Source organism: Natronosalvus caseinilyticus (assembly GCF_017357105.1).
Lineage (GTDB): Archaea > Halobacteriota > Halobacteria > Halobacteriales > Natrialbaceae > Natronosalvus > Natronosalvus caseinilyticus.
On the sequence record NZ_CP071596.1, the window covers coordinates 3522371 to 3545044 of the forward strand.

Genomic DNA, 22674 nt, shown 5'->3' on the forward strand with positions numbered 1-22674 from the left:
TACGATACGCCCAGCTGCATCTGCGCCCTCTCACGCCCGTCAGCGTGTTCTTGCTCTGGGCTGGTCATCCATCATTCTCGGCTGCAGACGCGCTCTCGGCGTCTGTGGGGCCCTCCTCGCCGTCACTGGTGGCTGACTGCGCGATGAGCGTCTCGAGATCGACGCCGTGATCGTCCGGGATCCACCAGACGCGCCCCCGAGCGCCGACCTGCTTCGAGGCGAGAACCCCCCGATCGGCGAGCTCCTCAAGCTTCTTGTGTGCCGTCCGACGCGCGATCCCGACTGCCTCGGCGACCTCGCTGGAGGTCAGCGGCTCCGCGGCATCCTCGCGATCGACGAATGCCTCGAGGCACGCGTCGGCCTCAACTCTGTACGGTCGTGTCATCGATGATTTGGACTACACTGCCGAGTGCCTTAGATCGTTCCGTTGTGGGCAATGCCGTTGTAGGTTTATCACCAATAACGACAGTCTCAGGTGTCGTGAAAGGGCTTTATAGTCTATGCCGTTGTAGGTATAGATGAGGACAGACGGCCGCCTCGGCGTGTTTCGGAACGCGCGGGTGGTAGGACACCCGCGGCCGGTCCTCAATAGGGAGCAAGGACCATGTCAACCTACGCAACCGACCGCAAAAACAGTACCGCCGGCGACCGACTTGACCGCCGCGACGTGCGTGCGCTCACCGAATGCATGACGGTGATGGAACACGCCCCCGAGGTGGCGGGCGCTGACGGGCTGTTCGTCGTCGTCACCCAGAGCGGCAAGACGTACACGGTCGATGTGCTCGACGAGCCCCGCTGTACGTGCCCGGACGCCCAGTACAATCTTCCGACCGCCGATGGTCGGCGGACGTGCAAGCACGCCGCCCGCGTCACCTACGAGACGGGAATGCGGCCAATCCCGGCGTGGGTGAACCGCGACGCGCTCGAGAGCCAGTTGCTTGAGGCCACCCACGTCGACGGCGAGCCCATCTTCGCCGCTGGTCACGTGGCTGGCGACGGTGACGATGTCGAGGCCGGCAGTGACGGGCGTGGCACCCCACGGCGTGCGATCGCCGACGGCGGCCGTGAGCGCCCGGCCGACTGCTGTTGTGTCGGCGAGCTTCCGTGCTTCATGTGCTGGCGGGCTGGCTTCCGAACGCCGGCGGACGAGAGCACGAGGGAAGCCGATGAGTAGTGCATCAGCCACGACTCAGGCAACGTGCGCCGACTGCGGGCGGCTGGTCGATTCGGGCGTGCTCGAGATCGTCTCGACGGGGTTCGGCCCCGGCAACAAGTATACGCTCGACTTTTGCTCGATCACGTGTCGAGCGCGCTGGCGGGGTGACGACGTCGTCCTCGCAACGACCCGACAAACGACGCTTTCGGCGAATGGTTGGATGGGTTAGAGGTAAGTCACTCTACCTTGTATATTCGGATGAAATGGTAGTAGTGTTACTTGAATATTTATTGGCACTCCTGCTTATCCCTGCCTTCATACTTCATATTCTTCACTTCGAATGGTTCAAAAAGTACGTCTCCATCGTTTCTCGCTCTCTGTTCTCTGTTTTACAGATCTTTGTTGGGGTGATGTTTGGGGTGGTGTTGGTGATTCCGAAGTTAGTAGTTGGATCACTGAAAGCAGTCCTAATCGCTATCCTTTCCGTCGTTTTAGCAGCAATCTATCTGGTCACATTCGTGGTTCCATATGTTGGTGGGAAAGGGAATGTCTGGAGAGAGTCGCTGACGAACGGAGTGGTAGCGTCATACCTCGCCGTTCAGGTTCGTACTATGCGAGACATGATGGTTCGGATTGTAGCAGAAGAGGATGAACGACATCTCAGCTTCGACGAGCCAGAAAGGTACCGGACAGAGCTGGATCGAGTAAAGCAGGATGCGACAAACAGACTTGAATCGGGGGAGACACGATTGTCGATACTTCTTGGAGCCATACTAATAGCAGCTCAGTTGGCAGGAGTAAAGGTGCTACAGGCCTCAATATATGGAATTCCTATGGATGTGGTAATCGAAGGCTGGCTATTAGTTATCGCGGTGTCGATAATTTACCGGTCTTCTGTGCTGGAATTCTTGGCATACAGTCCAGATGATGACTTTGAGTCTCTCGACAAGATGGATGCCGCATTAGGCTATCAAAAAGTTGTATCGCTTGTTGGGTTCGTTCAGGGATTGATGTTTTTGTTGGTGCTCATGGCGGCAGTTTCAAAAGTGAAATACAGTATAATCGAGGACGCGTTGAGGGCGATGTATACCGATGAACCTTGGGTGTCTTTCACGTGGGAAAGGCTGACTAACTCATCAAACGAACGATAGCGAGGTCTCAAACCACGAGCGAATTGCCGTTCACACGAAGCCACTCCCGCCGGTCCTTATAGTCGGGGGTCAACGTCCCAACGGTATTCCAAAACGCGTCTGAGTGGTCGTCGTGGACATTGTGCGCCAGCTCGTGAACGATCACATAATCTTGGATGCGAACAGGCGCGAGAATCAGTCGCCAGTTCAACCGGATCGTGCCGTCGAGGTACTCGCCCCAGCTCCCCTCGAGCTCGCCGACCTCGATCGGGACCGATGAGAGGCCGAGCTTCGCCTCGTAGCGCTCACTCCGCTCGGGGAGATCGGCATCGGCTCGTTGGAGGTACCAGTCGACGATGGCTTGACGCTTGCGGCGGATGCTGACGTGATCGCTCGGCGCGTCGAACCGATGAGTGCGGAGGGTGAACTCGTTGCCATCGAACGAGAGCTGTGGCTCGGGGACGTCGGCTTCGATTACGTCGAGGCGGTACTGGCGGCCTCGGTAGGGGAGTTTCTCGCCGCTCAGATACTCACGGGGGTAAGGTGGCTCCGACTGCTCTTTGAGGTGATAGAGCTTCTCGAGGAGCCACTCACGGCGGCTCTCGAGGACGTCCTCGACCTCGTCGATGGTCATCGTCATCGGCGCCCGAACGGTTAGCTCGAGGGAGTGGTCAAGCGAGAGGTCAAGCGTTTCGCGATCCGCGACCCAGTCGATCTCGTAGGGGATGACGGTCTGGCCGATATGAAACGTTCTCATTCGTAGTGGGCACGAGCCAGCTGGATGACGCGATTCGTCAGCTCGTCGCGCTCGGCAGACGTTAAGTCGACCTCGGTCTTGTAGAGTGCGATCTTCACTCGCTTGCGGATCTTCTGGAGAACGCCCACACGCTCTTTCCACTCGACGAACGTCACTGACTCCTCGACAGCGGCCACGAGCCGCCCCGTGAGCTCGAGCACGACCTCCTCGTCGAGCTCGGCTTTCTGCTCGCCGAGGACGTCCTCGAGGGCGTGGTAGAACGAGAGTTCGGTCGTCCCGTCGAGGCCCTTGCGGCGGGCGCGCTGGTGGCGTGACTGCATCTCATTGAGCACCTCTCGAAGCTCTTCGATGATCTCGCGATCGGAGAGGCGCTGTTGTTTGTACTTCTCGATGAGCTCCTCGACGCGTTCCTGTAGCGAGCCATAGTGGACGGGGTCCTCGTCGAAGCGTACGTTTAGCTCGTGTTTGATGGCGTGTTGCATCTCACTCGCTCGAGCTTCGTCGCTCTCTAACGTATCAAGTTTCGCGTCAAACTCGCTCTTGTCCATCACCGAGACGGGCTCGTCGTTCAATACCTCGATTCCCGAGGAGCGGATGTGGTCCTGAATCAACTCCCGGACCTGCTCGCCGGTCCCCTCGAGGTTCATCTCCTCGTCACGGTAGCGTTGCTTTGTTTGAGCGTAGACGTCGCTCAGGCGCTCGAGATCCTCTTTGTACGGGTTCGCCATCGGATCCGGGAGGACGATATCCATGAGCGTCGAGAAGCGCTTGAACGCGTTGTTGAACTCGATGCGGGTGTCCTCGGGCTCGAGCGTCTGGACGCACGCCTCAACGTCGTCGAGATCATCGAAGAACATGATGGCCTTTCGGTGGGCGGCCTCGAGCTCAGCTCCTTTATCCTCGAGGGGGACCAGTGCGCGCTCGACCTCGTCGGCGCTGAACATCGCGAGCGCTTCGCGGAGATCGTTCGACACGCCGTAGTAGTCGATGATCAGCCCGTAGTTCTTGTCGGTGAACGGCCGGTTCACCCGGGCGATCGCCTGTAGGAGGGTGTGCTCTTTCAGTGGCTTGTCAATATACATGACCTGTGCGACAGGGGCGTCGAAGCCGGTCAACAGCATGTCACAGACGATGAGGAGCTCGACCTCGCCATCGGGATCGACGAACGACTCCTTGTACTCGGCGAGCTCCGAATCGCTTGGTGCCCAGCGTTTCACGGCCTCGGGGTCGTTGTGGCCGTGCGAGATTACGACGCGTGACTCTGGGCCGTTCAACCGATCGAGTTTCTCTTTGTAGGTGATGGCCGCGCGCTTGCTCGTGGTGACGACCATTCCCTTGAACGTGTCCGCGATTTCGTTCTCGTAGTGGTCGATGATATCGAGGGCGACCTGCTCGATGCGTGACTCGGCTTCGGCGAGATCCTGTGTACGAGCGTAGCGCTTCTTGATCTCCGCTTTCTCGGCGTCGGTGTAGTCGGCGAAAATCCGATCGAACATGCGATCGAGCGTCTCCCCCTCGAGGTGCATGTCGGCGAGGCGGCCCTGATAGAGGATCTCGACGGTCGTGTCGTCGGCGAGCGACTGGTCGATCGTGTACGTATCAATGTAGTTGCCGAACGTTCGCCGGGTGTCGCGATCGTCCTTCTCGATCGGCGTCCCCGTGAAGCCGATGTAGAACGCGTTCGGGAGCGCCGTCCGCATGTTATTCGCGAGGTGCTTGTACTGAGTCCGATGGGCCTCGTCGACCATCACGTAAATGTCGTCGTCCGTCGAGAGCTCGGGGAAGTCACCCTCCTCGTGCTCCTCGAGCTGGAACTTCTGGATGAGGGTGGTGATCGTCCCACCCGCGTTACTCGAGAGTTTATCGCGGAGGTCGTCGATCCCTTCGGCGCGCTCAGGGTTCGGGAAGCCACAGCGTTCGAACGTTGCGTGGATCTGTCGATCCAGTGCCTGTCGATCGGTGACGAGGACGAGCGTGGGATCGGCCTTCTCGCGGCGAAGCTTGAGGCCGAGGAAGAGCATCGTGAGCGACTTCCCTGACCCTTGAGTGTGCCAGACGACGCCACCCGGTGCTTCGCGTTGGTGACGCTTCTCGATCCGCTCGATGGCTTTGTGTACTGCCCGGTACTGCTGGTAGCGAGCAACCAGTTTCACGCGCTTGTTCTGCTTGTTCTCGAAGACAGTGAAATGGCGGAGCTGATCGAGCAAGCGCTCGGGCTCGAACAGCGCGTAAAGCATCCGGTACTGGTCGGGAACGTAGCCGTCGAGATCGAAGCGATCGGCGAGGTACTCGTCGTCGACGGGGTAGGGATCGCGCCACGGCTTGTACTGGCCTTTCGGCGTGCCGTAGGTGCCCATCACCGCGCCCTCGTACCACGTCGCGACTGAGAACTGGTTGTATCGAAAAAGTCGCTCAGCGCCTTCTGAGCCGGTTTCAGTCCGTTCGTTCTGGTAGCGCTGGAGTTGCTCGAGTGCCTCGCTTCGTGGTTCTTTGATTGTCGGAGCCTTGCATTCGATCACGCCGAGCGGGATGCCGTTGACGAAGAGTACGATGTCCGGCTTGATCGTCTCGATCGGTCCCTCGACGCGGAATTGGTTGAGCGCGAAGAAGTCGTTATTCTCGGGGTGCTCGTAGTCGATGTACTTGACCGTCTGGTGTTTCTTGCCGTGGCCGCGATCCTGTTTGACCGTTGTATGTCGCACGAGCAGCTCGTGAATCTGCTCGTTCTCGTGCATTGTGCTCGTCCCCGCAGTCTGCTGAATCTCGCGGACGACCTTGTTCAGGTTGTTCTCGTCAAGCCAAGGGTTCAAGCGTTCGACGGCATTACGAAGGCAGGGCTCGAGTACAACAGAGGATAGCGTTTCACGGGATTCATTCCATCCCGTTTCCTGCTGATCAACGACTTTCCAACCGAGTTGCGCAAGGGTCTTGAGGGCGGGGCGTTCGGTCTCGGCATACTCGTTGGACATATCAGTTATTTATGTTAACGCGCACTTTTCCAGTGAGGAGGTCCTGCATGAGACCGCGTTTAAGTTCTTGAAGTATTGTGCGTCTTTTGTATTCTTGTTCAATCTTAGCTGTCACCTGATTTAGAACATCTGCAATTTCGTCTTGTTCTGATTTTGGTGGTTTGGGGACCTTGAGCGAGTTTAATACTTTTTGATTCAACTTTGGTTGCGCTGTTCCAGTTGCGTATGGCTCATAGCTTAATACTTCAAAATAGTTCAATAAATAAACAAGGGACATATCACTGTTTGGTTTCAGAACATGTGCGTGGTTATTAACCCATGATTTTCCACTTACTTTAAATGAAATGGGCTTGTTTCTTGATAATAGGTTTTCTCCATCTTCTGCTAGTAGTAAGAGTTCGTCGTTAAATAACCAGTCATCGACAGTATCAATTTGCCCCGATGCACCGTAATAAGGAATGTCTCCCTCCATCTCCTCACGGTCGGTTTTCTTTACAGGAATTCGTTGGCTATCCAAATTGTCAACACATTCACTAACGGTGCATACATCCCAACTACTTGGTATTTTAAAATCAAAGGGCCCCACTCTAAATGGTTGGTACTCTTTGTGTGTTAACCCATTAATGATTAGATCATTTCTAAGACCGCGTTTCAATTCTTCTGTTTTCTCAATAATCTCGTCTGTTTGCTGGATCTCCTGATCAACTACTGAGAGTATATTAGTGATTTGCTGCTGTTCTGAGAGCGGCGGAGCAGGCATTTGATAATTTTCTAAACGGTTTCTGTCCAAACTTGGAATCGATGTTTGTTCAAGTTCATCTGATAGAGAATGTAATGACATATGGTGATAAACAAACCCTAAATCTATTTTATCATGTTTAAATTCCGATAAATAAAAAGCCGTATCTGACGGCCAACATGGTTCACGAAGTAGATAAGCTTCTCCTGCTGAACCTTTCCGCCCGATTACAATCGTGTCATCATCGATCAGGGATTTGTTTACATAATCGTATAATCCACTTGAACCCACTGCTGGGATTTCTCCGCCAGTATCAGGGAGTGATTTTCCATATTTTACTTCCGATATTTCTGATATTTTTGTCACACACCATTCTTTAGGTATTTGGATAGATTTTGGCCCGAGTTGTGCAAATTTGTACCCTTCTTGGAGAGATTTTTCACTGAATTGTCCGCTGGTCATCGGTATTGTAAGTCCTCCATATACTGCTGCAGTTTTTCATCATTCTTCTTCCGCTCTTCCGCTAATTCATCTAACTCTCGAAGCTTCTCGCTTACGTCGATTGGTTCCTCAGGTTCAGTGGTATCAATATACCGTGAGACACTAAGATTCCAGTCGTTCTCCTCAATCTCCTTTAAGTTGACTAATCGGCTGTGATGATCCTCCTTTCGACCTGAGAGGTATGTCTCGGCGAGATGATCGACGCCATCCTGTAGAAGTTCGTTCTGATTCGAAAGTTCTTCGTATACCTGTACTCCAGACTCTCGAAGCGTTTGATCTTCGGCGTAGATGAAGAGGACCTTTTCTTCGCGCTCCTTAGGCTTGTCCTTGTTGAGAATGAGTATACACCCCGGCGAGGACGTATTGTAGAACAAATTCTCTGGAAGCGCAATCACAGCTTCAACGATGTCGGCCTCGAGTATTGGTTTCCGAATTTTCTTCTCAGATCGTGAGCGGAACAGTACGCCATTGTCCATTACGACGCCCGCCTTCCCTGTCTCGTTCAGGCTCGAGATCATCAACTGGATCCACGCCCAGTCACCGCGGTTCGACGGTGGCAATCCATGTTGGAAGCGGCCGTAGGGCTCGTTCTCTTCGACCCACTCTTTGCTCCATTCCTTCTGATTCCACATAGGATTCGCAATCACTTTGTCGAAGAGCTCGAGCTCGTCGTGTTCGGTGACGTGCTTGGGTTCGGTGATCGTGTCGCCCTTCGCGATCTTCGCGTCCTTCACCTCGTGAAGGAGCATGTTCATCTGGCCGATTGCCCACGTGTCGAGGTTGCGCTCTTGTCCGTAGAGGGCGAGATCGTCCATACTGCCGCCGTTGTCGGCGACGTGCTGGGCTGAGTAGATGAGCATCCCACCAGAGCCACAGCACGGATCGTAGACGCGATCACCCTCTTCGGGGTTCACACACTCGACGATCAGCTGGACGACCTCACGCGGCGTATAGAACTCCCCACCTTTCTTCCCGGCGTCGTCGGCGAACTGCCGGATCAGGTACTCGTAGGCACGCCCGAAAATGTCGGGATCTTCAAGGTCCTCGTTGCGATACCGATATGTCCCGAAGTGGCGGACGAGCTTGTCGAGCACCTGATCGGGCAGGCGGTCTTTGTCATTGAAGTCGATACTGCTGAGGACGCGATCGTCGATCTCGTCGTTCTCGTCTTCGATCGCCTCGAGGGCCTTGTTCAACGTCGCGCCGATGTCGGTCGACTGTGCGCTGATGTGTTCCCAGCGAGCGCGTTCGGGCACCCAGAACTCCTCGTGGAGGTCGCGATCGTCGCGAACCATCCCCTCGGGGATGGCGTGCTCGTCGGCGATCTCAAGGGTTTCCTCGTCGAAGCGGTCGTTGACCCGCTTGAGGAAGAGCATGCCGAAGATGTAGTTCTTGTAGTCAGAGGAGTCAATGCTACCGCGTAGAATATCAGCGGCCTCCCAGAGATGCGTACGCAGATCGGGGAGGGAGAGCGTGTGATCTTCGTCGACGCTCTCGAGCGTCTGCTGTTCTGGATCCATACCCCTATCCAGTCATTGATGCTATGTGTAACTTTCCGTTCCGAGAGAGAATATCTGGGGATCGCTCTTGATGGTGTTCGACCTCCGAGCTCGTGGCTTCTTTGGGCCTTCATGCGCGGGCGCGTGCTGATCAATCAGTATCAGTATCGTCGCGACCCCGATGTATGTAGCCCGTGATTTATGTCCCTGCGCGTGGGTGTAACTCTCGAGGAATTCGCACGACAGCCTCGACCCCCGTGCCAGATCGTCATGAACTCTCGAGCCGGAATCGACCGATCGTTTATACGGCCTCGCCGCTTTCGGTCAACTTCCAATCGGTTAAATTGAGTATGGGCGCTACAGGATTTGAACCCGTGACAACTTGGTCCGAAGCCAAGCACTCTGTCCAGACTGAGCTAAGCGCCCACACCACCTGCTTTTCGTCGACCCGGTATAAGTCACTCGATTCGGGTCGTCCGAGTCACGTGATCTCACTCTCGAGGCCACCGCCGGCCCCTGTTCCCAGGTAGTGATAATCACCAGCATAGATACCAGTAACGGTGACCAACCCGTAAGTAAGCATGACTGTCTCCGAATCCCCGGTCGAGTCACCGACCGACCGATCAGCCGACGTCCTCGAGTTGCTCACCGACGAGGAAGGCACCTGGACGATGGTCCCCGTGGGTGCGACCGGTGACGAGCGAATGACCCAGTGGATTTCCGTCGATAGCGGGGTGCTGTGTGAACTCGAGGAGATGCGCTGATTATCGGAGGCAGGTAGCAGCCTCCAGTGAACCAGGGTCCTCCAGGCTCACTCCGAATTTTTCGTGGCAATGGCGGCGTCTCCAGACATCCTCGAGCAACCTCGAACACCCACAGATGGACGTATCGGTCCGTTTATACGGAATCGATGAGCACACCAGCACATGGCGACGGGAGAGACGATCCGCGGGCTACTCGAACTGACGCGGCCGATGAACGTCGTCGCGGCCTCAGTGTTGACGTTCATCGGCGGGTTCGTCGCCGGCGGAGTCGGCGAGGCGCCGCCGCACCTGGGCGCGGCAATCGGGGCGACGGCGTTCGCCGTCGGTGCAGGCAACGCGATCAACGACTACTTCGACCGGGAGATCGACCGGATCAATCAGCCAGAGCGACCGATTCCTCGAGACGCGGTGTCCCCACGAGGGGCGCTGGCGTTCAGCCTCGCGATGTTCCTCGCGGCCGTCGCGATCGCAGTCACGTTACCGCCGATTGCGATCGCCATCGCGGTGATCAACCTCCTCGTGCTGATCACGTACACGGAGTACTTCAAGGGGCTGCCCGGAATCGGCAACGCGCTCGTGGCCTACCTCGTCGGAAGTACGTTCCTGTTCGGTGCGGCCGCCGTCGGCGACGTCCGGGCGGCGGTCGTCCTGTTCCTGCTCGCCGGCGTGTCGACGCTGACGCGGGAGATCATCAAGGACGTCGAGGACGTCGACGGCGACCGCGAAGAGGGGCTCAACACGTTGCCCATTGCAATCGGCGAACGATCGGCGCTCCACGTCGCGACGGTCTTGCTCGTCGTCGCGGTGGTGGCCAGCCCAGTTCCGTACCTGAACGGCTATTTCGGCCTCGCGTACCTGCTCGTCGTCGTCCCCGCTGATCTCGTCATGCTGTACGCGGCCGTCGAGAGTTACCGGAATCCAACGGCGGGACAATCACACCTCAAGTACGGCATGTTCCTCGCGGCGCTGGCGTTCATCGTCGGTCGCGCCGCGTTGCTCCTTACGTAGTCCACCGACCACCGACCACGCCGCCTCGAGACCGGGGCGGTCAGTCTGTAGCGTTGCCAGTCCTGTTCGCCGTTCAGTATTCTCGTTTCCGACGCGAAACACACGCAGACAACTGTATAATCAAAAGTACTATATCCCGCTTGCTGCATCTACATACCATACGTCAGTGCAGCCGCTGGGAAGTACCGTCGACCGTGACCGTGGCTGCCGACGAACGGGGTATCTGGTATGTACGATCTCGCAGACGTCCGCCCGGAGGAGTCGATCACCCCGGGGACGAACGTGCTGATTGCTGGCCCGCCGCTCACGGGGAAGCGCAATCTCGCGCTCGACGTGCTCGCGAGCGGCGCCGACGGGGGAGAGGGGACGATAATCGTCACAACGAAGGACAGCGCCGAGAAAGTTCTCACCGAGTTTACAACGCGGACGGTGAACGAGGATCCCGACGTGGGGGTCGTCGACTGCGTGACCAAACAGCGAGGGATCGGCACGGCCGACGACGACCCGCGGATCAAGTACGCGTCCTCGCCGGTCGACATGACCGGAATCGGGATCAAACTCTCTGAGTACCTCCAGGACTTCTACGAGGTTCGCGGATTGACCGAAAATCGCATCCTCCTCCACTCGATTTCGACGCTGCTCATGTACTCGGACCTCCAGACCGTCTTTCGGTTTCTCCACGTCTTTACCGGCCGAATCCAGAGCGCCGACGCCCTGGGCGTCTACGTCATCGACTCGACGGCCCACGACGACCAGACGATGAACACGCTCAAACAACTCTTCGACGGCGTCGTCGAGATCGACGAAGGAGGCGACGGCGAGCAGACGATCCGGACGGCTGGATTGTCCTGATCGAGAGTACGTCTCGAGTGGAACTGCTTTTCCGGCTAGTCTCATCGTTCGGTTGCTGACTGCCTGGAGGACGCCTTCGACTCGAGTCCCCTGTCGAATCACCGTCCAGTGCTCATCGAACCCACGTCGAATCCACGTCGAGTCCTCATCGAATCTCCGTCGGGCCCCAGTCACGACCCCATCTGCTTCCCGCCCGCCAGAAAATAGATACGTTGACCCGCTTCCGGCACGAAGCCCACGTGATGCCAGTAACCGACGATGCCACGCTGCGGGAGATTCTCGAGCGAGAGACGATTGCCGTCGTCGGCTGCTCGGGTACGCCCGGAAAGGCGGCCCACGACGTGCCGACGTACTTACACCAGCACGGTTACGACGTGGTCCCGGTCAACCCGTACGCCGACGAACTCCTCGGTCGCGAGGCGGTCGACGAACTCGCCGACGTCGACGAGGCGATCGACGTCGTCTGCGTGTTTCGACCCAGCGAGGAGGTGTCGGGAATCGTCGACGCGGCCCTCGAGCGGGCGGACGCCGACGTCATCTGGACCCAGCTCGGAATTGTCGATCAGGACGCCGCCGAGCGAGCCGAGGACGCGGGGCGGACGGTCGTCCAGGATCGGTGTATGAAAGTCGAGCACCCGCGGTTGATGGCGTAGCTTGGGCAGTAGTAGAGGTTAGCAGGTTAGCGAACGAATCCGCGTTTCGTCACCCGTCCCACTCCTCGAACGAGCGATAGATCCCCTTCGAGAGGTAGCGCTCGCTCGAGTCGGGGAACACCGTGACGACCGACTGGTGAGGGGCGTCGATCTCGCCGCTGGCGATCCCTTCGGCGACGTGTCGCGCGGCGACGCTGGCCGCGCCGGCGCTCGAGGCGACGAGGTGGCCCTCCTCGGCGGCGAGACGGGCGAGTTCGTCGTGGGCCGCTCGGTCGCCAACTGCGAAGACGTCGTCGACGAGGTCGGGGTCGAACAGTTCGTTCGTCTCCACGTTGTGCGTCCCGATGCCCTCGATCTTGTACTCGCCCTCCTCGCGATCCTCGCCGAGGAACTCGCCGTAGAGAGAGCCCTCGGGTTCGACGGCGGCGACGTAGGTATCGGGGTCCCGTTCACGGGCGTAGCGAGCGAGACCCATGAGCGTCCCGGCCGTCCCACAGCCGGCGACGACGGCGCCGACGCTTCCCTCGAGCGCCTCGTAGATTTCGGGGGCGGTCGTCTCGTAGTGGGCTTCGGTGTTGAGTGGGTTGGAGAACTGCTGGGGGACGACGGCGTCGTCGAGTTCTTCGGCCAGCTGATGGGCCCGTTCGATTGCCCCGCCCATCCCGTCCGAGGTCGGCGTGTTGATGATCTCGGCGTCGAGCGCGGCCATCAGCTGCTGTTTCTCGACGCTGAAGCGCTCGGGGACGACGAAAATCGCGTCGAGTCCCAACTGGCCGGCGGCGACGGCGATGCCGATACCGGTGTTGCCGGCGGTCGGTTCGATGATCGTCCCGCCGGGTTCGACGTCGCCGCGCTCGAGCATCCGTTCGAGCATGTAGCGGCCGATACGGTCCTTGACGCTTCCCCCCGGGTTGAACGTCTCGAGTTTCGCGTAGATCGGGACGTCGGTCGGTCCCTCGTGGATCCGCACGAGCGGCGTTTCACCGATCGTCTCGAGCACCGAATCCAACGGTCGCTCGTAGGTCGTCATCGTGCTGGCAAATGTTACCCCTGTTGTTAGGTCTTCTCATCACCACTGGCGCGGGCGTCAGTTCGGAGCGCGAACTGCAGAAAAGGAGCGCTGAATCGAAACGTTTGACTCGAGCGGTGGCCGATACCGACACTGGATCGAATACCGACGCCGGATCGAAGCCGGTCGTTACTCGCTCGGTTGGGCTGGCGCGTCGGTGTCTGCGTCTCCTTTCGCGTCCCCTTCCGACTGGGCTGATTCCTCCTCGGCGTCCGTTCCCTCCGGGTCGTCGATCGCCGCATCGGCGAGGATCTGCTCGCCGTCGATTCCGTGCTCGTCGGCGATCGCGAGCAGGAGCGCCCGCTGTTCGGTGACGTTGTGGTCGAGCTTCGTCACCGTGTCGTGGGTGTCGTCGACTTCCTCCTCGAGGTGGATGATTCGCTGCTGGAGTTCCTGCACCTGGCGATACATGGCTTCCGCGCGATCCGAGAGGTTCTGGATCTTCTTGGCCGTACTACCGAGTCCCATACCAGCCGATGTGCGCGCCAGCGGGTTGAGTGTTGTCCTCTGTCTCGAGCCAATCGTCGCAATTAACCCATCCGCCTTCGATTCCTCGAGCATGCACCCACACCAGCGCCCGCCTACGCTCGGGATCGTCGCGGCGCTCGCGTACGCGGCCGTCGCGCTCGCGCCCTACGTCCTCCTCGAGGTCGAGACGAGCGTCCTCGAGGAGTACTACGCCGCCGGACTCGCTGGCTCGAACCTGCTCTCGTTGTTCGCGCTCGTCGCGGTCGTCCTCTTCGCGGCGGGGAGGCAGACCAGGACCGAACCGGATCTGGTCGCCGGCGTGACGCTCGTGCTGGGACTCGTCCTGTTGCTCGTGACGGCCCAGTGGGCCGTCTCGGTCCCCGAAAGTGTCGTATTCGAGGGCGGCGTCGACTGGTTCGTGTACCATCGATGGCTCACGACCGCAATTTCGGCCCTGGTGCCCGCCGCTGCCGGCTGGTACGCGCTGGTACTCGACCTCGTCTAACCTCGCTTCGGCCATCCCCCGCCGATCGCGAACTCGACTCAACAGGCTGAAAACTACCGCCGCCGTCACAGTCTCCCTGTTCTACCAATATTTCTACAGGAAAGCTTATGACGCGCTACTCAGGTTATCGGATATGGCACGTGACACTCCGGCTGCAGACGACGCACAGACGCCACAGCACCACTCCACCCTTCCACACCTCGTGACAATCGTCGGTCGCGGAGTCCCCTCGAGCTTCGAAATCGCAGTCGACGGCGATCTCGAGATGGTCGACGACGAACCCACCGAGTCGGCTACCGTCGTCTCGGGAAGTGTCGCCGAAGGGTCGATCGACACCGGTGTCAGGCGGTTCCGATTCTCAGGCGAGATGGCGAACGTTCGCGTCGTCGACTGGAACGGGGAATCCGCACCCGACTCGACGAGCGTCCCGACGGTTCACATCGATTACGGCGTCACCAACTGAGTCTCTCGATTCTCCGCTGGATCGTGCGACCAGCGACAGCGACATCGCCCGGATACGTCCCATCGGACGATCGGGACGGTCGTCGCGGCCGCGGTCTCGATTGCGACCACGATCACGACCGTAACGACTACGTCTCGAGCATTCGTCGCGGTCGGTAACCCGTGTCCGACGCCGACTCGAGCGACACCGACCCGTCGCCCACCATCGACGACGAACTCCTCGCCCGCGCCCGGATCCACGCGCGAGACGTCGACATCGACGTCGACTGGGACCGCCTCGAGTGGGACGTCTCGGCGCGTGCGAAGCGCCGGGCGGGAGCCTGTCGTTGGCACGCCGACCGCGAGGTGGCGACCATCGTGCTCTCGCGGCGGGCCTACGAGGCCTACGACTGGGAGACCTTCGCCGCGGTCGTTCGCCACGAACTGGTCCACGCCTGGGAGTACCAGCGCTTCGGCGAGTCGGGTCACGGCGAGCGATTTCGCCGCGTCGCCGCCGAACTCGAGGCCCCGCGTCACTGCCCTTCCTTCGCGGACCCGCGGTACGTCCTGCGCTGTCTGAACGACGACTGCGACTGGCGGGCGAGTCGCCACCGCGCGTCGGCACCGGTGACGACGCCCGAACGGTACCGCTGTGGGAACTGCGGAAGCGACTACGCCGTCGAGCACGCCGAGAGCGGCCGGCGCTGGACGACTGCGAGCGAGTACGCCGGCACGAAGGCCGCCCTCGGCGACGACTGGTAGCGGGAGAATCGACCCCGATACTCGGCGTTCGACATTCAGCAGCCGGTGGACGGAGAGGGAATCCCGTACAGTTATCTCCCTGCCGCGGACGGTCGTCGTATGGACGTCGTCAAGCGCGTACACATCGTACCCCTCGGCTACGAGTTCGACCGCGTCCTCGAGCCGATTTGCGACCAGCGGGCCGACCTCGTCTACCTCCTCGAGCACCCGACGGACGATCCGGACCGGGTCGTCCCCGACTACCGCGAGGAGCTCGTCTCGGACCTCGAGTCGACTGCGACCACGGTTCGTCGCCGCGAGTGCGATCTGACGGACGTCTACGCCGTCCTCGGAGAGGTGACGACCCTGGCCGACGAGCACGCGACCGATTCCGTCTCCGTGAACGTCTCCGGCGGCGGCACCATCGCGGCCATCGGCGCGACCATGGCCTGCATGGACGTCTCGACCGACGCGACCGCCTACTACGTCGAACCCGAGGGGTACGCACACGATCCGACGATGGCACCGATCTCGAACGGGGCCGCGGACGTCTACAGTCTCCCGACCTATCCGATCGAATCGCCCACCCGCGACCAGATCGCGATCATGGGCTTTCTCGCCGATCCCGCGGCCTGGGACGGCTATCACGAGGACCGGACGACGCCACCGAAGAAGAAAGACTGCATCGAGTTCGCCCGGGACGTCGGCCTCTCGTTCATGGCCGATCGCGCCCCGCCGGAGGCCCACCCCGGCGGTGAGGACAAGGGTGCCTTTCGCGTCCTCGACACGCACGTCCTGGATCCCCTCGAGACCGACGGCTACGTCGAGATCGAGTCGGTGGGTCGACGCCGCGTGATCACGCTCACCGAACAGGGCGAGAACGCCTACCGGGCGTTCAAGCACAAACTCGAGTACGCCGAGAACTATCCCGGCGAGTGACGATGGTTCCTGTCCGCCCGACTGTTCGACGAGTGACGGCGACTCCCGTCCTCCCCGTCTGTTCGACGAGTCAGCGCGGCGAGTCCGGTTCTACTCCTCGGCCTGCCGAGTCACCGCACCGACGCGAATCCAGGGAGCGGTGATGGCAACGTACCCTGCCGCTCCGCCGACGAGGAGCGCGTAAAACGCCCACCTGGGCCAGGCCGTCTCGAGGAACAGCAGCGCCAGGAAGACCGTCCAGAGGGTGAGGATAGCGAGATCCGCGAGAAGGCGGATCCAGCCGAGGACGAGCGTCCGATACGTTCGCGCGCCGTCGGTCGAGTCGTGTCGTCGTGATGTGGTGGTCATTGGTTTGGCTGGTTCCGTGGGTTGGTATGGCGTTGGCGTTGGTTTTGACCTGCGTTCAGAAGTGAAACCCGTGCTGTTCGGTCAGCTGATAGGCCGCGATTCCCCAGACGTAGCTCTGTCCAGGCCACCAGGTTCGGGCGTTGTTGAAGCCCGCGATGAGAACGCTCCCGTCATCGCCGACCGGATCGGCGTGAAAGCTCACCGACCCGCTGTCGCCGTCGGCCATGTCCGTCTCGTCGCCCCATCGCAACTGGCCGCGTCGACACACCGAGCCGGTGAGACAGGAGACGGCGTCGATGCCCTGGATCTCGCCGCTTGTCTGACCGGTGAGCGCACCGACCTTCTCGAGGGGTTCGTCGCGGGCGACCAGGTCGGCCAGGCCGTATCGGGTGAACTGTCCCTGAATGTCGTACTGGCGGTCGCCGTCGATCGTGCTGCTCGGCCGGTACGGACCCGTCGGGTCGATGGTTACGACGTCCGCAACCGAATAGCTCCCGGTGACCGTTCCGAGTTCCGTTCGCTGGCCGTTCTCGAACGGGAGCGAGACGGTCGCCCCGTGCGCGTCCTCGACGCCGTCGAACGCGTGGTGGGCAGTCGAGAAGTAGCGAGTATTTGACCCGGGTTCGTACAGCGCCGGCCCGAGCGTAGCGATGCTCGTATCGGTCTCACAGGAGATGCCAGCTGGAACGAGCGTCGACGCCGGGTCACGCGCTCGACGGGGTTCGCGCTGGACGTCGTCCTCGAGTCCGTCGAGGTTTCGAATGGTATCGACGTTGATCGACACGCCGTCGACGGCTCGATCGAGTACCTCGCGAACGGCGTCGGCTTCGACGGATACCTCGACCGTGATCGTCGCGCCACCGTCGTCGTACGTTCCCGGGACGACGGCACTCCCGAGGTAGCCGGTGATCGTCGACTCCGCGAGGAGTTCGTTGAGTTCGAACGCTTTGGAGACGCTCGCGTACCACGACGCTGGCACCGATCGCGTGCGGGTGTCGACCGACCACGGGTCGTCGGGGTCCGTCCGAACGAGGGCCGTGACAACGGGCACCTCGCCGTCCGCTGCGGCGAGGAAGTCGTCGACGCCGAGGACGCGAGCCAGGCCGAGGCTGTACCCCGCCGCGACGAGCGTCCGGATGAACTCCCGCCGGTCCATGCCGCGAGCGACCCGCTCACGGAGGGACGCCAGTCGCTGTTCGGTCGACCCGTCGGTATCAGAACTCATCGTGGCTCGAGAGACGAGCGTAGATGGCCCTCCTACGGGGAAAGCTAATTCTCCCGTACATCGACAGGTCGAGTGCACAGATCGAACAATCCACACTTACCCACTAAATTGGTGTACTTGCGTGATTCCGGGGATACACGTCGAACGTGTGCCACTGCGGCGGTGGTCACGACGGCCGATGTCCGGAACCGACCGCTGTCTCGCCCTCGTCTCACTGTCGCTTCGCGGCGCTCCCGATCGTTCCGCTCACCCTACTCTCCGGCGCGCAGAGTGATCGCCTCGAGAAATGTGATACGATACGTCGAGAGACTGTCTCGAGGATTGCGATACGGTATCACGAACCCCGCGACCGGGCAAAAGGGAAAACGGTTTTTCCCCCCTCCTCGCAGAATTTGCCATGAACGTTCGTATCGGACCGGGTGCGTCCGACGAGGAGGCGTCGGCGATCGGGACGGCGCTGGCCGAGTACGTCGGGAACGAAGTCGAAGTGTACGTCGGGGACGGGGAGGAACCGGCCGTCGTCGTCTCGCCGCCGGAATCGAACTCGACCTCGAGTTCGAACGACGACGACGGCGCCACAGGCGCCGCAGCCACCAATCAGGCTGTCGCCACGGCGTCCGCCACGGCGGACGACCTCGGCCCGACCGAACGCGAGGAGAAACTCCTCGAGGAAATCGAGGAGATCCTCGAGGGAGGTCACGAGAAGTACAAGGAACAGTTGCCCGAGGAGGGGAAACTGTTCGTCCGCGACCGGATCGACCTCTGGTTCGACGGCGAGAACAGCAAGTTCCTCTTCGAGGACGGGAAGTTCGCGGAGTTCGACGCGGACGACCGCCTCCCGGCGGACGCCCTGATCACGGGCGCAGCCACGTTCGAGGGCCGGGACCTGCACTTCATGGCCAACGACTACACCGTCAAGCGCGGATCGATGGCCGCCAAAGGCGTCGAGAAGTTCCTGCGAATGCAACAGCGCGCCCTGAAGACTGGTCAGCCGGTGCTCTACCTGATGGACTCCTCCGGGGGACGAATCGACCAGCAGACCGGCTTCTTCGCCAACCGCGAGGGGATCGGCAAGTACTACTACAACCACTCGATGCTCTCGGGGCGCGTCCCGCAGATCTGCGTCCTCTACGGACCCTGCATCGCCGGGGCAGCTTACACGCCCGTCTTCGCCGACTTCACCATCATGGTCGAGGGGATGTCCGCGATGGCCATCGCCTCGCCGCGGATGGTCGAGATGGTCACCGGCGAGAAGATCAGCATGCAGGAGCTCGGCGGCGCTCGCGTCCACGCGAGCGAGTCCGGCTCGGCCGACCTGGTCGCCACGGACGAGGAACACGCCCGGGAACTCGTCGCCCAGCTCGTCACCTACCTGCCCGACAACGCCGACGAGAACCCGCCCCGTAGCGAGCCTCGAGCCCCCAAAAAGTCCCCGAACGGCATCGACTCCATCGTTCCCCAGCACCCCAACCGGGGCTACGACATGGTCGACGTCATCGAACGGGTCGTCGACGCGGGCAGTTACTTCGAGTTGAAACCCGACTACGGCAAAGAGATCATCACCGCCTACGCCCGGATCGACGGCCGCCCCGTCGGCATCGTCGCCAACCAGCCGGCCCACCGCGCGGGAGCCATCTTCCCCGACGCCGCCGAGAAGGCCGCCGAGTTCATCTGGAAGTCCGACGCGTTCAACGTCCCGCTGTTGTACCTGTGTGACACACCCGGCTTCATGGCCGGTTCCCAGGTCGAGAAGGACGCCATCCTCGAGAAAGGGAAGAAGTTCATCTACGCCACCTCGTCGGCGACGGTCCCGAAACAGACGGTCATCGTCCGGAAGGCCTACGGCGCGGGTATCTACGCGATGGGTGGCCCGGCCTACGATCCCGAGAGCATCATCGGCCTCCCGTCTGGCGAAATCGCCATCATGGGTCCCGAGGCGGCGATCAACGCCGTCTACGCCCGGAAACTGGCGGAAATCGATGACGAAGACGAGCGCGCCGAGGAGGAGGCGCGCCTCCGCGAGGAGTACCGCGAGGACATCGACATCCACCGCATGGCCAGCGAGGTCGTCGTCGACGAGATCGTTCCCCCGAGTTCGCTCCGGGAGGAACTGGCCAACCGCTTCGCGTTCTACGAGGGCCTCGAGAAGGAACTGCCGAGCAAGAAACACGGCACGATTCTGTGATCCGGTAGGTGCATTCTGTGAGCCGGTAATCGGTCACTCGAGGCGTATTTCGACGTGCTCGTGAGTGAGTGTGGGAGATGCCAATCGCCCGCGAGTGCGGCCGACTACGAGTTCCTGCGAGTGTAGCTGACGCCAACCCTCTCGAGGCCTGTAGCGTCCGCTTACTCGCCAGTAACTCGAGCGTACACCGTCCTCGAGACTCCATAACAATAGCCGACTCTACGGTAGCGGGAGACGCTCTCGCTGGTTCGCGCCGGTTCGATTCCGGCAGGGAGCGTATGTCCACGGACGGCCTCCGCGCCCGGGTCCAGCGGTCTCGCCGCCTTCGACTCGAGACGGCCCGGATGGACGGCCTCGAGACCGCCCTCTGGCTGGTGGTCGCCGCCTCGCTCGTCGGTGACGTCGTCACGACGTTCGTCGGCCTCCAGCTCGGCCTCGCGGAGTCCAACCCCGTCGCCCGCGGGGTAATCGACAACTGGGGACTCCTCGGGATGCTCGCGCTCAAGGCGGGTGCCGTCCTCGTCGCGCTCGTCTGCCGGACCGTCCTCGAACGAACCTACCGACCGATCATCCCGGCGGCGCTGGCGTTGCCGTGGGTTACGGCCGTGGTGCTCAACGTCTACCTGATCTCGTCGATTCTCTGAGTCGGTGGCGTGAGAGCAACGGTCCGAGTCAGTGATCCGCTCACCGACTCGCCTCGAGCGACACCGCCGATCGCCTCTTCGACGGGTCGTAACTCGCTCGCGTGATCGTGTACCGCACCGCGTCGGTCGGTTCGTCGACGGCCATCGTCCACCAGTTTCGGAGCCGACAGTCCCGGCTCCCGCCGAGGCGCTCGACGTACCGATCACACGCGCGCAGGGAGCGCTCGTTGTCCGCCCGGACGAGCACCGAGACGACCTCGAGCTCGAGTCGGTCGAACGCGAGGGTCACGAGTGCGTCGGCCCGCTCGCCCGAGTACCCCCGGCCCCAGAAGCGTTCGCGGAGCCAGATTCCCAGGTCGCCGGTTCGCTTCGCCCAGTCGACGCCGAGGCCGCAGGTGCCGGCGATTTCGTCGGCCCCGTCCTGGTCGTCCGTCGGTCGAATCACGTAGTCCGCCGACCGCGACTCGTTCCAGGCGTCCTCGCGGTTCTCGAGGAACTCGAGGGTCTCGTTCGGCGTCTCGTGTGGGTCCCAGGGCGTGTACCTCGTCACGTCGTCGATGGCGGGATCCGAGCCACAGATCCGGTAGTACCTCAGAGGGTCGACCGTCTCGCTCGAGAGTCGCTCCAGGCGGAGGCGGTCGGTTTCGATGGCGTCGGGAAAGAGGTGGCTCATCGGTCCCGGTCAATGCCCTCGTCCGTTCGTTCTTCCCGGACTCCCGCGTCGAGTCGCCCTCGAGCCTCGTCCGAAAACGAGACGCCGACGTCCGGCCGATCATCGCACTCGCGGTACTCCTCCTGGGAGACACTGTAGCGATACAGGTCGATCGGCTCGCCGTCCTCGACGCGCCAGTTGCGGAGGAGCCCGTCGCGGCCGCCGCCGTGGGCCTCGGTGTAGCGTTCGATCGCGCGATTCGACTTCTCGTTGTCGACCAGCGCCGTGACGGCCACTAGCTCGAGATCCAGGCGCTCGAACGCGAGTTCCATAAACGCGGCCGCGCGCTCGCCGGAGTACCCGCGACCCCAGAAGCGCTTGCGGAACCAGACGCCGAGGGTCATGGTTCGTTTCTCCCAGTCGACCGAGAAGCCGGCGTCGCCGGCGAACTCACCAGCGCCGTCTTCACCGTCCCGCAAATAGATGGCGTAGGAGCCACCGCTCGAGTCGTCCCACTTCTCGCTGACGTACTCGAGGAACTCGAGGGTCTCCTTCGGCGTCTCGTGTGGATCCCAGGTGACGTATTCGGTGACGTCCTCGATACCCGGATCCGACGAGCAGATCTCGAAGAGGTCGAAGAGGTCATCGTCGGTCTCGTCGACGTGGAGCGCCTCGAGACGGAGCCGGTCGGTTTCGATCACTTCGGGAAAGAGCGGATGCTCGGGCATCAGGCCGCCACCCCCGCCCCGGCGTACTGCTCGCGGTCGATCGTGTACCGGCGAAGGTCGATCGGCTCGTCGTCGAGTACTCTCGCGTTCCGAATGCGGCCGTCGTACTGGCCACCGAAACGATCGACGTACCGCTCGATCGCTCGCCTCGATTGCTCGTTGTCGGGGTGACAGGAGACCACGACGACCTCCAGGTCGAGTCGTTCGAACGCCACCTCGAGGAGTGCTTCGGCACGCTCACCGGAGTAGCCCCGACCCCAAAACCGGGGGACGAGAGCGATCGCCAGTTCCGCCCGCCGGCAGTCCCAGTCGACGAACAGGGTCGTCGTTCCCGCCAGCTCATCGGCACCGTCTTCGCTCTCCCGAGGTCGAATGATGTAGATCGCCGACGATCCATCCTGGTGGTTTTCGCGTGCCGACTCGAGGAAGGAAAGCGGGTCGTAGGCGGTCTCGAAGGGCGTGATCAGGACGTACCGAAACGCCGATTCGAGTGCGTCGCCCGAGTATACTCCGTATAATTCTTCGATATCGACCGACTCGGGGTCGGCCAGTTCGAGACGGAGCCGATCGGTCTCGATGGTCTCGGGAAAGAGCGTCGTCATACGAGCGTGGATGGACGCGGAGTAAAAAGCGTTGACCCACCTGTGTTCCTCGCTAACGAATGTACCACGGTCGATAGGGATACGATACTTTTCGAAGTA

Annotated in this window: 24 protein-coding genes, 1 tRNA gene and 1 pseudogene; 13 read left to right on the top strand and 13 right to left on the bottom strand. The window is 61.0% G+C overall.

Annotated features, from left to right (window positions below):
* Window positions 1-64: 64 nt before the first annotated feature.
* Complete coding sequence (locus tag J1N60_RS17020) at window positions 65-385, bottom strand: hypothetical protein (RefSeq protein ID WP_312909143.1); 321 nt, start codon at window positions 383-385, stop codon at window positions 65-67.
* A 219-nt stretch (window positions 386-604) separates the two neighbouring features.
* Here J1N60_RS17020 and J1N60_RS17025 point away from each other — a divergent pair, with 219 nt between their 5' ends.
* Genes J1N60_RS17025 through J1N60_RS17035 form a run of 3 tightly spaced genes read left to right on the top strand, consistent with a single transcriptional unit; the run spans window position 605 to window position 2307 of the window.
* Complete coding sequence (locus tag J1N60_RS17025) at window positions 605-1174, top strand: SWIM zinc finger family protein (RefSeq protein WP_312909144.1); 570 nt, start codon at window positions 605-607, stop codon at window positions 1172-1174.
* A complete protein-coding gene (locus tag J1N60_RS17030) occupies window positions 1167-1385 on the top strand; it encodes a hypothetical protein (protein WP_312909145.1) in 219 nt (72 codons plus the stop codon). The genes J1N60_RS17025 and J1N60_RS17030 overlap by 8 nt, the downstream gene beginning before the upstream one ends.
* Window positions 1369-2307 carry a hypothetical protein gene (locus J1N60_RS17035; RefSeq protein ID WP_312909146.1) on the top strand — a complete coding sequence of 313 codons (939 nt, stop codon included), beginning with the start codon at window positions 1369-1371 and terminating at the stop codon, window positions 2305-2307. The genes J1N60_RS17030 and J1N60_RS17035 overlap by 17 nt, the downstream gene beginning before the upstream one ends.
* 7 nt (window positions 2308-2314) lie before the next feature.
* Here the strand turns inward: J1N60_RS17035 and J1N60_RS17040 are convergent, their stop codons facing one another.
* From J1N60_RS17040 to J1N60_RS17060, 5 genes are all read right to left on the bottom strand, one after another.
* Entirely contained in the window at window positions 2315-3043 is a 729-nt protein-coding gene (locus J1N60_RS17040) for a M48 family metallopeptidase (RefSeq protein WP_312909147.1), read from the bottom strand.
* Complete coding sequence (locus J1N60_RS17045) at window positions 3040-6012, bottom strand: type I restriction endonuclease subunit R (protein WP_312909148.1); 2973 nt, start codon at window positions 6010-6012, stop codon at window positions 3040-3042. The genes J1N60_RS17040 and J1N60_RS17045 overlap by 4 nt, the downstream gene beginning before the upstream one ends.
* Before the next feature lies 1 nt (window position 6013).
* Window positions 6014-7213, bottom strand: coding sequence for a restriction endonuclease subunit S (locus tag J1N60_RS17050; RefSeq protein WP_312909149.1), 1200 nt, complete (start codon window positions 7211-7213; stop codon window positions 6014-6016).
* The gene (locus J1N60_RS17055; protein ID WP_312909150.1) at window positions 7210-8772 is read right to left on the bottom strand and encodes a type I restriction-modification system subunit M; all 1563 of its coding nucleotides are present in this window, start codon (window positions 8770-8772) and stop codon (window positions 7210-7212) included. Before J1N60_RS17055 ends, J1N60_RS17050 begins: the two co-directional genes overlap by 4 nt.
* A gap of 330 nt (window positions 8773-9102) precedes the next feature.
* Window positions 9103-9177, bottom strand: a tRNA-Arg gene (locus J1N60_RS17060).
* Window positions 9178-9332: 155 nt separating this feature from the next.
* On the opposite strand from J1N60_RS17060, the gene J1N60_RS17065 reads away from it, so the two are divergent.
* From J1N60_RS17065 to J1N60_RS17080, 4 genes are all read left to right on the top strand, one after another.
* Window positions 9333-9515 (top strand): DUF7511 domain-containing protein, encoded by a 183-nt coding sequence (locus tag J1N60_RS17065; RefSeq protein ID WP_312909151.1) that lies wholly within the window; start codon window positions 9333-9335, stop codon window positions 9513-9515.
* 162 nt (window positions 9516-9677) lie between these two features.
* Entirely contained in the window at window positions 9678-10523 is an 846-nt protein-coding gene (locus tag J1N60_RS17070; protein WP_312909152.1) for a geranylgeranylglycerol-phosphate geranylgeranyltransferase, read from the top strand.
* A 228-nt stretch (window positions 10524-10751) separates the two neighbouring features.
* Entirely contained in the window at window positions 10752-11375 is a 624-nt protein-coding gene (locus J1N60_RS17075; protein WP_312909153.1) for an RAD55 family ATPase, read from the top strand.
* 242 nt (window positions 11376-11617) lie between these two features.
* Window positions 11618-12028 carry a CoA-binding protein gene (locus J1N60_RS17080; RefSeq protein WP_312909154.1) on the top strand — a complete coding sequence of 137 codons (411 nt, stop codon included), beginning with the start codon at window positions 11618-11620 and terminating at the stop codon, window positions 12026-12028.
* Window positions 12029-12077: 49 nt separating this feature from the next.
* Here the strand turns inward: J1N60_RS17080 and J1N60_RS17085 are convergent, their stop codons facing one another.
* On the bottom strand, window positions 12078-13058 hold the full coding sequence (locus J1N60_RS17085; RefSeq protein ID WP_312909155.1) for a PLP-dependent cysteine synthase family protein: 981 nt from the start codon (window positions 13056-13058) through the stop codon (window positions 12078-12080).
* 168 nt (window positions 13059-13226) lie between these two features.
* On the bottom strand, window positions 13227-13565 hold the full coding sequence (locus J1N60_RS17090; RefSeq protein WP_312909156.1) for a DUF5798 family protein: 339 nt from the start codon (window positions 13563-13565) through the stop codon (window positions 13227-13229).
* Window positions 13566-13656: 91 nt separating this feature from the next.
* On the opposite strand from J1N60_RS17090, the gene J1N60_RS17095 reads away from it, so the two are divergent.
* The 4 genes from J1N60_RS17095 to J1N60_RS17110 all read left to right on the top strand — a co-directional run bounded on the left by J1N60_RS17095 (window position 13657) and on the right by J1N60_RS17110 (window position 16191).
* Complete coding sequence (locus tag J1N60_RS17095; RefSeq protein ID WP_312909157.1) at window positions 13657-14070, top strand: DUF7548 family protein; 414 nt, start codon at window positions 13657-13659, stop codon at window positions 14068-14070.
* A 133-nt stretch (window positions 14071-14203) separates the two neighbouring features.
* Window positions 14204-14533, top strand: coding sequence for a hypothetical protein (locus tag J1N60_RS17100; protein WP_312909158.1), 330 nt, complete (start codon window positions 14204-14206; stop codon window positions 14531-14533).
* Between the two features lie 161 nt (window positions 14534-14694).
* Entirely contained in the window at window positions 14695-15273 is a 579-nt protein-coding gene (locus tag J1N60_RS17105; RefSeq protein WP_312909159.1) for a SprT family zinc-dependent metalloprotease, read from the top strand.
* Window positions 15274-15372: 99 nt separating this feature from the next.
* Window positions 15373-16191 (top strand): HFX_2341 family transcriptional regulator domain-containing protein, encoded by an 819-nt coding sequence (locus J1N60_RS17110; protein WP_312909160.1) that lies wholly within the window; start codon window positions 15373-15375, stop codon window positions 16189-16191.
* 90 nt (window positions 16192-16281) lie between these two features.
* On the opposite strand, the gene J1N60_RS17115 is transcribed toward J1N60_RS17110, so the two are convergent.
* Both J1N60_RS17115 and J1N60_RS17120 read right to left on the bottom strand, forming a co-directional pair.
* The gene (locus J1N60_RS17115; protein WP_312909161.1) at window positions 16282-16539 is read right to left on the bottom strand and encodes a DUF8119 family protein; all 258 of its coding nucleotides are present in this window, start codon (window positions 16537-16539) and stop codon (window positions 16282-16284) included.
* Window positions 16540-16594: 55 nt separating this feature from the next.
* Window positions 16595-17764: a hypothetical protein gene (locus tag J1N60_RS17120; RefSeq protein WP_312909162.1), complete on the bottom strand. Its 1170-nt coding sequence runs from the start codon at window positions 17762-17764 to the stop codon at window positions 16595-16597.
* Window positions 17765-18161: 397 nt separating this feature from the next.
* On the opposite strand from J1N60_RS17120, the gene J1N60_RS17125 reads away from it, so the two are divergent.
* Complete coding sequence (locus tag J1N60_RS17125; protein WP_312909163.1) at window positions 18162-19949, top strand: acyl-CoA carboxylase subunit beta; 1788 nt, start codon at window positions 18162-18164, stop codon at window positions 19947-19949.
* A 344-nt stretch (window positions 19950-20293) separates the two neighbouring features.
* Window positions 20294-20593, top strand: a complete 300-nt coding sequence (locus J1N60_RS17130) for a DUF5658 family protein (RefSeq protein ID WP_312912613.1) — start codon at window positions 20294-20296, stop codon at window positions 20591-20593.
* Between the two features lie 40 nt (window positions 20594-20633).
* Here J1N60_RS17130 and J1N60_RS17135 read toward each other — a convergent pair whose 3' ends face one another.
* The 3 genes and pseudogenes from J1N60_RS17135 to J1N60_RS17145 all read right to left on the bottom strand — a co-directional run bounded on the left by J1N60_RS17135 (window position 20634) and on the right by J1N60_RS17145 (window position 22575).
* Window positions 20634-21266 carry a GNAT family N-acetyltransferase gene (locus tag J1N60_RS17135; protein WP_312909164.1) on the bottom strand — a complete coding sequence of 211 codons (633 nt, stop codon included), beginning with the start codon at window positions 21264-21266 and terminating at the stop codon, window positions 20634-20636.
* 107 nt (window positions 21267-21373) lie between these two features.
* Window positions 21374-21973 (bottom strand): annotated as a pseudogene (locus J1N60_RS17140) (GNAT family N-acetyltransferase); the annotation flags it as partial.
* Entirely contained in the window at window positions 21973-22575 is a 603-nt protein-coding gene (locus J1N60_RS17145) for a GNAT family N-acetyltransferase (RefSeq protein WP_312909166.1), read from the bottom strand. The pseudogene J1N60_RS17140 and the gene J1N60_RS17145, both read right to left, overlap by 1 nt.
* Between the last annotated feature and the right edge of the window lie 99 nt (window positions 22576-22674).